The organism is Brevundimonas sp. (genome assembly GCF_035627475.1).
In the GTDB taxonomy this organism is placed as follows: Bacteria; Pseudomonadota; Alphaproteobacteria; order Caulobacterales; family Caulobacteraceae; genus Brevundimonas.
Map to the genome: position 1 here is coordinate 103,471 of NZ_DASPLR010000040.1, position 7,186 is coordinate 110,656.

Sequence of the window (7,186 nt, forward strand, 5' to 3'; positions counted from 1 at the left end):
ACCTTCAGCTGCGTCGTCGCCGAGGACGGCCGACTGACGGACTGCCGGACCGAGCGGGAGAGTCACGCCCCCCGCTATGGGTTCGGAGAGGCCTCTCTGAGGTCGCTTCGTGATGCCCGGGTGGCGACAGTGGACGAGGGCGGACCGCCGCCGGGAACGCTTCTGCTGGCGACAATGCGGTTCCGCCGGGGCTCCTGACCGATCCGCCTCAGCGCCTCGTCCAGGGCCTCGTCCGCCGGCACGGCCACGTCGGGCCGCACGCCGACGCCCTCCCAGTTGGACCCCGTCGCCGGATGCCGCGCCTCGCCGATGGGCATGATGACGGTGAACCACGGGCCCAGGTCCATCGCGATCGAGGGATTGGCTCCGCCGCCGGTGACCTCGCCGACCACCGTCGCCCGGCCGCTCGCCTGCAGCGCATAGGCGACCGCCTCCGCCGCCGAGAAGCTGCCGCTCGAGGTCAGCACATAGACCGGATGGGTCGCAAACGCCGGCGCCGCAACCGCGTCCGCATGGCGCTCCATCACGTCGCGCGACCCGTCCTGGATGCAGCCTTCCGGGTCCGCCGGATCTGGCGCGCAGCGGCGCATCCGGATGTCCTCCAGCCGCATCGGCGCCGGCGCCAGATGGCCCATCAGCCGCTTCAGCGCCGCCTCGCCGCCGCCGCCGTTGTTGCGCAGGTCGAGGATCAACGCCCGCGATCCCGCCAGCTTCGCCATGGCCGCGTCGATGGCCGCGCCCGCGTCCGGATGGCCGCTGAACCAGGCCAGGTCCAGATAGCCGACGCCGCCGTCCAGCACCTTCGCCTCGCGCACGCCGAAGCCGTTGCGCGCCTCCTCGGCCGACATCTGCTCCATGGTCGGTGGCGGGCCTTGCGCGATCACCTCGTCGCGGCTGCGCGGCTCGATCCACACCTGCAGATGCCTGTCGCCCGAGACCGCCAGCAGGTCTGCGTTGACCGCCTGGCGGAACGCCTCCGGGTCGGTCAGGGCGATGTAGTCCGCCCGCCGCTCCGCCAGCCGCGCCCGGATCGCCGGCGTGCGCTCATGCATCACATAGTGGGCCAGCCGCCGGTCCAGGGTGTCGAGCGCCCGCACCCGGTGCGCCTCCGTGATCGCCGCATGCGGGCTTGCGGCCCCGTTCGCCGCCGACTCCTGCGCCAGCACCGCCGCCGGTCCCTGGCAGGACAGCACCAGGGCCCCGAGGGCCGCGGTCATGACATGTCTGAGCTTCATCGTCGTCTCCTTGCCCGGTCAGGAGGCGACGACGGCGCTTTACGGATGCGCCGGTCCGGTTAAGCTTTCGACAGGTTCGCGCCCATCCCGTGGCGCCGGGGGAACCGCCATGCCGACCGAGCAACTGATCCCGCTGATCGTGGTCGCGATCGTCCTGCCGCTGGTGCTGCTGCGCAATCGCCGTCCGCGCACCCTGCGCCCGCGGTGGATGTGGGTCGTGCCGCTGATCATCGTCCTGCTGATCGGCTTCGGCCTGTGGGCGCCGATCTATTTCGATCCCGATCATGTGCCGTTCGGCCCCGTCGACTGGGCCCTGCTCGCCGCCGGCCTGGCGCTCGGCGTCGCCGCCGGCTGGTGGCGCGGCAAGATGGTGATGATCCAGAAGACGCCCGGGGGCGAGCTCAAGGCCCAGGCCTCGCCGCTCGGCCTGATCCTGATCGTGGTTCTGCTGGTCGGCCGCCAGGGCCTGCGCGCCCTGCTCGAGCCCCATGCCGCCGGTTGGGGTCTCAATGTCCTCGCGGTGCAGGACGCCTTCATGATGCTGGCCGTCGGCCTCGTCGTCGCCCAGCGCGTCGAGATCTATATCCGGGCCCGCCGCATCCTGGCCGGCGAAACGGACAGCCACGTCGAGGCGGCTGGCTGACAATTCCCGACGACGACAGCTTCCCCGGGTTCACCGGCCGGCGAATTCCTTTAGGTTGCGTGGCCTTCCTCACCTTGCGCCCGCCCTTCCGGAGCCGTGATCCATGTCCCGTCCCCTCGTCGCCGTCCTCGCCTGCGCCGTCGCCCTCCCCGCCCTCGCCCAGGACGCCGGTCGCGACTGGGACATGCTGCGCGACCCGCGCCTCAAACTGACCATGGCCTATACCCAGTTCGACGCCGGGCCGGGCATCGCCGCCCGCTGCATCGACGGCCGCTACGAGGCCCTCATCACCGGCCTGCCCCCCGCGGGAGAGGCCGAGACGCGCGAGCTCCGCGTCGCGTTCGGCGACGACGAACTGCATGGCCAGCGCTGGAACGTCGCCATCGAGGACACCGTCGCGGTCAGCGAGCTGCCGGCGCCGTTCGCCCGCAAGCTGCGCGAAGGCGGGCGCCTGCGGATCATGATCCCGGGCGCGGCCGAGGGCGGGCGCAACCTGCTGTACGACCTGACCTTGCCGGAGTCCGCCGCCTCCATCGACGAGACCCTGACGGTATGCGGCCGGCCTTCCGTCGACCCGCGCGACGCCGAACTCGCGGCCCTGCCGGAGGGCGGCCTGCCGCTGGGCCTGCGCTGGGCGCGGCGGCCGACCCCCCGGTTCCCGGGCGGGACGCGCTACGCCCGTGGCTTCGCGGCTGTCATGTGTCTGACCAATCCGGACGGCTCGCTGCGCGACTGCACGATCGAGTCCGAACACCCGCACGAGGCCGGCTTCGGGGAGGCGGCGCTCCGGGCGACCCGCCGCGCCCGCGTGGCGACCATCGAAGACCCGGACGCCGCGGTGCCGCTCGGCCGGATCCTCTACCGCACCAACTTCATCATCAGCGGCTACGAGACGCGCGAGGACCAGCAGCGGATTCGCGAGCAGCAGCGGCGCGAGCGGGAGGCGCGGCGCTAGCGCCGGCCGCGGACCGGCGCCGAATCCGGGCGCGGCGCCGATTGCCTCTCCGCCGCGCCCGCGCTACGTCCCGCCTGCCGGGATAACCCAGACGGCCTGTGCGGGCGTGGTGGAACTGGTAGACGCGCCGGACTCAAAATCCGGTTCCGAAAGGAGTGTCGGTTCGAGCCCGACCGCCCGCACCATCCTGCTTGGCCCTCCGGGCTTCGCAGGACCGATCCAGGCGGCTGAAGCCAAACAGGATGCGCTGCGAAGCCTCGGCGTGGCGCGGCGGTTCAGACCGCCTGCCCGTCCTCCTTGACGAAGCCCTCCGGCGTCCGCTCCAGCAGGTCGTAGACCGCCTCCGACGGCCGGCACAGCGCCGCGCCCTTCGGGGTCCGCACGATCGGGCGGTTCACCAGGATCGGGTGCTCGACCATGGCCGCCAGGATCGCCTCGTCGCTGGCGCCGGCCTCCAGCAGCCCCAGCTCGGCGGCCGGCGACCCCTTCTCCCTCAGCGCCTCCCGCGGGGTCAGCCCCGCCTCGGCGAACAGGGCGCGCAGCTGGTCGGCGTCCCATCCGGCCTTCAGATATTCCACCACCTCGGGCCGGTAGCCGGCGGCCTCGACCATGGCCACCACATTGCGCGAGGTGCCGCAGGCCGGGTTGTGGAACACGGTCACGGGAAAGTAGGTCATGGGTGGCTCGCGGAAGAGGGCGGGGCCCTCACTTCACGTTTCGCCGCCGCTATTTCAAGCCCCGCCGGTTGCGTCCCGGGCCCGTCGTCCGCATCTGGCCCCGGATGACCTCCCCCGCCGCCGACACGCCGCCGCCCGCCGTCAAGGGGCCGGGCTTCCCCGAGTTCGTCGCCCTGATCGCCATGATGATGGCGCTCAACGCCCTCGCCATCGACGCCATGCTGCCGGCCCTGCCCGCCATCGGCGACGCCCTGGAGGTGGCGGCCGAGAACAGCCGCCAGTGGATCATCACCGCCTATCTGCTCGGCTTCGGCGCCGCCCAGCTGGTCTACGGCCCGCTCGCCGATCGCTTCGGCCGCAAGCCGGTGCTGATGGCCGGCCTGTCGCTCTATGTGCTGTTCAGCGTCCTCGCCGCCTTTTCCCCCAGCTTCGAGCTGCTCATCGCCGCCCGCGTCGGGACCGGCCTCGGCGCCGCGGCCCTGCGCGTGCTCGCCGTCTCCATCGTGCGCGACCGCTACAGCGGCCGGACCATGGCCCGGGTCATGTCGCTCAGCTTCCTCGTCTTCCTCGGCATTCCGATCATCGCCCCGACCCTCGGCCAGCTGGTCCTGACGGTCGCCCCCTGGCCGTGGATCTTCGGCGTCCTGGCGCTGGCCGGCGGCTCCTTCATGCTGTGGGCCGCCATCCGCCTGCCCGAGACCCTGCATCCGGAAGACCGCATGCCGATCCGGGTCGGCCGCATCGCCTCCGCCTTCCGCCAGGCCGTCACCAACCGCCAGTCGATCGGCTACACCCTGGCGATGACCTGCATCACGGGGGCCCTGTTCGGCTTCATCAACTCCAGCCAGCAGATCTTCTTCGACGTGTTCGAGGCCCCCCAGCTGTTCACCACCGTCTTCGCCGTGGTCGCCGGCGGCATCGCCGTGGCCTCGCTGCTCAACGCCCGGCTGGTCGAGCGGCTCGGCTCGCGGCTGATCTCGCACGCCGCCCTGCTCGGCTTCATCGCCATGGCGGCCCTCCACTCGGCGGTGACCCTCACCGGCCACGAGACGATCTGGACCTTCGCCGTCCTGCAGGGGCTGACCATGTTCTGCTTCGGTCTGATCGCGGGCAATTTCGGCTCCATGGCCATGGAGCCCATGGGTCACATCGCCGGCACCGCCTCCTCGGCCCAGGGCTTCATCTCCACCACCGCCGGCTCGACCCTCGGCTTCCTGATCGGCCAGCAGTTCAACGGCTCGGTCGCCCCCATGGCGCTCGGCATGATGGTCATGGGCCTGACCGCTCTCGTCTTCGTCCTGATCGCCGAGCGCGGACGCCTGTTCAAGGCGCACCATCTGGCGCCGGCCGCGGCTGCGAGCTGAACCGAGGGGCTTGATCTTTCCGGCCCATCGGGGCGTTGTCCGCGCACAATCGCAAAGGACGCCCCGATGATCCGCAAGCTCGGCCTCGTTTCCGCCCTCGCCCTGATGACCGCCCTCGGAGGCTGCGCCGCCATGGATTCCCTGAACATGGAGGCGACGCGCGCCCCCGTGACCGCCACCGCGCCGGTCGACTACGTCCGCGACATCCATTCGTACGCCCGGCCCGAGATCGCCCGCGTCACCCATGTCGCCCTCGACCTCGCCGCCGACTTCGACGCGAAGACCCTGTCGGGCACGGCCGCGCTGGACATCACCGCCGAGCCGGGCGCCAACGAGATCGTCCTCGACGTCCGCAACCTCGACATCCAGGACGTCCGCGACGCGGCCGGAAACCCGCTGCAGTTCGAGACCGGGCCCAACGACCCGATCCTCGGCCAGCCCCTGACCATCCGCTTCCCCGCCTTCGCCCCGGGCGAGCGCCGCCGCATCGTCGTCCGCTACGCCACCCGGCCCGACGCCGCCGCCCTGCAGTGGCTGACCCCGGCCCAGACCGCCGGCGGCCGCCAGCCCTATATGTTCAGCCAGGGTCAGGCGATCCTGACCCGCACCTGGGTTCCTACTCAAGACAGTCCGGGCATCCGTCAGACCTGGGACGCCCGCATCGTCGCTCCGTCCGACCTCAAGGTGGTGATGAGCGCCGAGGCCGTCGGCGCGCCCGAGCCCGCCGGCCCCGGCCGCACGGCCGCCCGCTTCCGCATGACCAATCCGGTGCCGCCGTATCTGATCGCCATCGGCGTCGGCGACGTCGCCTTCCAGGCCATCGACGAGCGCACCGGCGTCTGGACCGAGCCGTCGATGCTGCACGCGGCCCACGACGAACTGGTCCCCACCGCCGGGATGGTCGACGTCGCCGAGCGCCTCTACGGCCCCTACCGCTGGGGCCGCTACGACCTGCTGGTCCTGCCGCCCTCCTTCCCCTTCGGCGGCATGGAGAATCCGCGCCTGACCTTCGCCACCCCGACCATCATCGCCGGCGACCGTTCGCTGGTGTCGCTGGTGGCGCACGAGCTGGCCCACTCCTGGTCGGGCAATCTGGTGACCAACGCCACCTGGGCCGACTTCTGGCTCAACGAGGGCTTCACCGTCTATTTCGAGAACCGGATCATGGAGGCCCTCTACGGCCCCGAGCGCGCCCTGATGCTGCAGTCGCTCGGCTGGGGCGACCTGCAGTCGACCATGGCCGACCTTCCCGCCGCCGACACCCGGCTCAAGCTCGACCTCGCCGGCCGCGATCCGGACGAGGGCATGACCGACGTCGCCTATGAAAAGGGCGCCGCCTTCCTGCGCACCATCGAGCGCATCGTCGGCCGCGAACGCTTCGACGCCTGGCTCAAGGGCTATTTCGAACGCAACGCCTTCCGGCCGATGACCACCGAACGATTCCTCGAGGACATCCGCGCCCACCTCGTCACCACGCCGGAGCTGGAGCGGCAGCTGATGATGGACGCCTGGATCTACCAGCCGGGCATGCCGTCGAACTGGGTTCCGCCGGTCTCGACCGCCTTCGTCCCCGTCGACGCCGCCGCCCGCGCCTTCTTCGCCGACAAGGGTCCGGCCTCGGCCATCCCGTGGTCGGGCTGGTCCACCCAGGAGCGCCAGCGCTTCCTCGCCTGGCGGCCGGAGAACCTGCGCGAGGGCGCCGACTGGCTCACCCCCGCCCAGCTCGCCGACCTCGAGGCGACCCTGAACCTGCGCGACGAGGGCAATGCCGAGGTGCTGTATTCGTGGCTGCAGATCGCGGTCCAGCACCGCTACCAGCCCGCCGTGCCGACGCTGGAGAAATTCCTCACCACCCAGGGCCGGCGCAAATTCGTCCTGCCCCTGTTCCAGAGCCTGTGGGCCGAGGGCGACTGGGGCCGCCCCATCGCCACCCGCGTCTACGCCCGGGCCCGCCCGGGTTATCACCCGGTCACCACCAACTCGGTCGACGCGGTCGTGGGGCGGCCAAACTAGGTCCCCTTCTCCCCTTGGGGGAGAAGGAAGCCGTGACGCTGTGCTGACAATCCGCGAATCTATAGTCGGATAGCGCGGACGATCTCCCGCCTTTCCAGACACATCGCCTTTTCTCGAACCGATCTTCTGCGCACGCTGGATTCCGGGCGCATATTTTACCCATCCCGTCGATGGGGAGGGCGTCGGATCCACGCTCCTCGACGACGGCGGGCTGTGGTCGAGCGATGAAGCCCGGACGATGGAGAGTCCGGGGGTCCTCGAGGAGGTCGATGGATGGCCTCCGCTTGCTCGCCGCGCGC

General features: G+C 71.1%; 6 protein-coding genes and 1 tRNA gene. 5 read left to right on the plus strand and 2 right to left on the minus strand.

Translation table 11 applies throughout. The features are described from left to right. Positions 1-74: 74 nt before the first annotated feature. Positions 75-1,235, minus strand: coding sequence for a S41 family peptidase (locus tag VEA62_RS10890; protein ID WP_414641887.1), 1,161 nt, complete (start codon positions 1,233-1,235; stop codon positions 75-77). Between the two features lie 109 nt (positions 1,236-1,344). On the opposite strand from VEA62_RS10890, the gene VEA62_RS10895 reads away from it, so the two are divergent. From VEA62_RS10895 to VEA62_RS10905, 3 genes are all read left to right on the plus strand, one after another. After that, a complete protein-coding gene (locus VEA62_RS10895; RefSeq protein WP_324821524.1) occupies positions 1,345-1,878 on the plus strand; it encodes a DUF1453 domain-containing protein in 534 nt (177 codons plus the stop codon). Between the two features lie 103 nt (positions 1,879-1,981). After that, positions 1,982-2,833, plus strand: coding sequence for a hypothetical protein (locus VEA62_RS10900; protein ID WP_324821526.1), 852 nt, complete (start codon positions 1,982-1,984; stop codon positions 2,831-2,833). A 100-nt stretch (positions 2,834-2,933) separates the two neighbouring features. Then, positions 2,934-3,018: transfer RNA gene (locus VEA62_RS10905), tRNA-Leu, on the plus strand. Between the two features lie 90 nt (positions 3,019-3,108). On the opposite strand, the gene arsC is transcribed toward VEA62_RS10905, so the two are convergent. After that, positions 3,109-3,510: an arsenate reductase (glutaredoxin) gene (gene arsC / locus VEA62_RS10910; RefSeq protein ID WP_324821527.1), complete on the minus strand. Its 402-nt coding sequence runs from the start codon at positions 3,508-3,510 to the stop codon at positions 3,109-3,111. Between the two features lie 104 nt (positions 3,511-3,614). Here arsC and VEA62_RS10915 point away from each other — a divergent pair, with 104 nt between their 5' ends. Both VEA62_RS10915 and VEA62_RS10920 read left to right on the plus strand, forming a co-directional pair. Next, positions 3,615-4,874, plus strand: a complete 1,260-nt coding sequence (locus tag VEA62_RS10915) for a multidrug effflux MFS transporter (RefSeq protein WP_324821530.1) — start codon at positions 3,615-3,617, stop codon at positions 4,872-4,874. A gap of 66 nt (positions 4,875-4,940) precedes the next feature. After that, the gene (locus VEA62_RS10920; RefSeq protein WP_324821532.1) at positions 4,941-6,887 is read left to right on the plus strand and encodes a M1 family metallopeptidase; all 1,947 of its coding nucleotides are present in this window, start codon (positions 4,941-4,943) and stop codon (positions 6,885-6,887) included. Positions 6,888-7,186 lie beyond the last annotated feature (299 nt).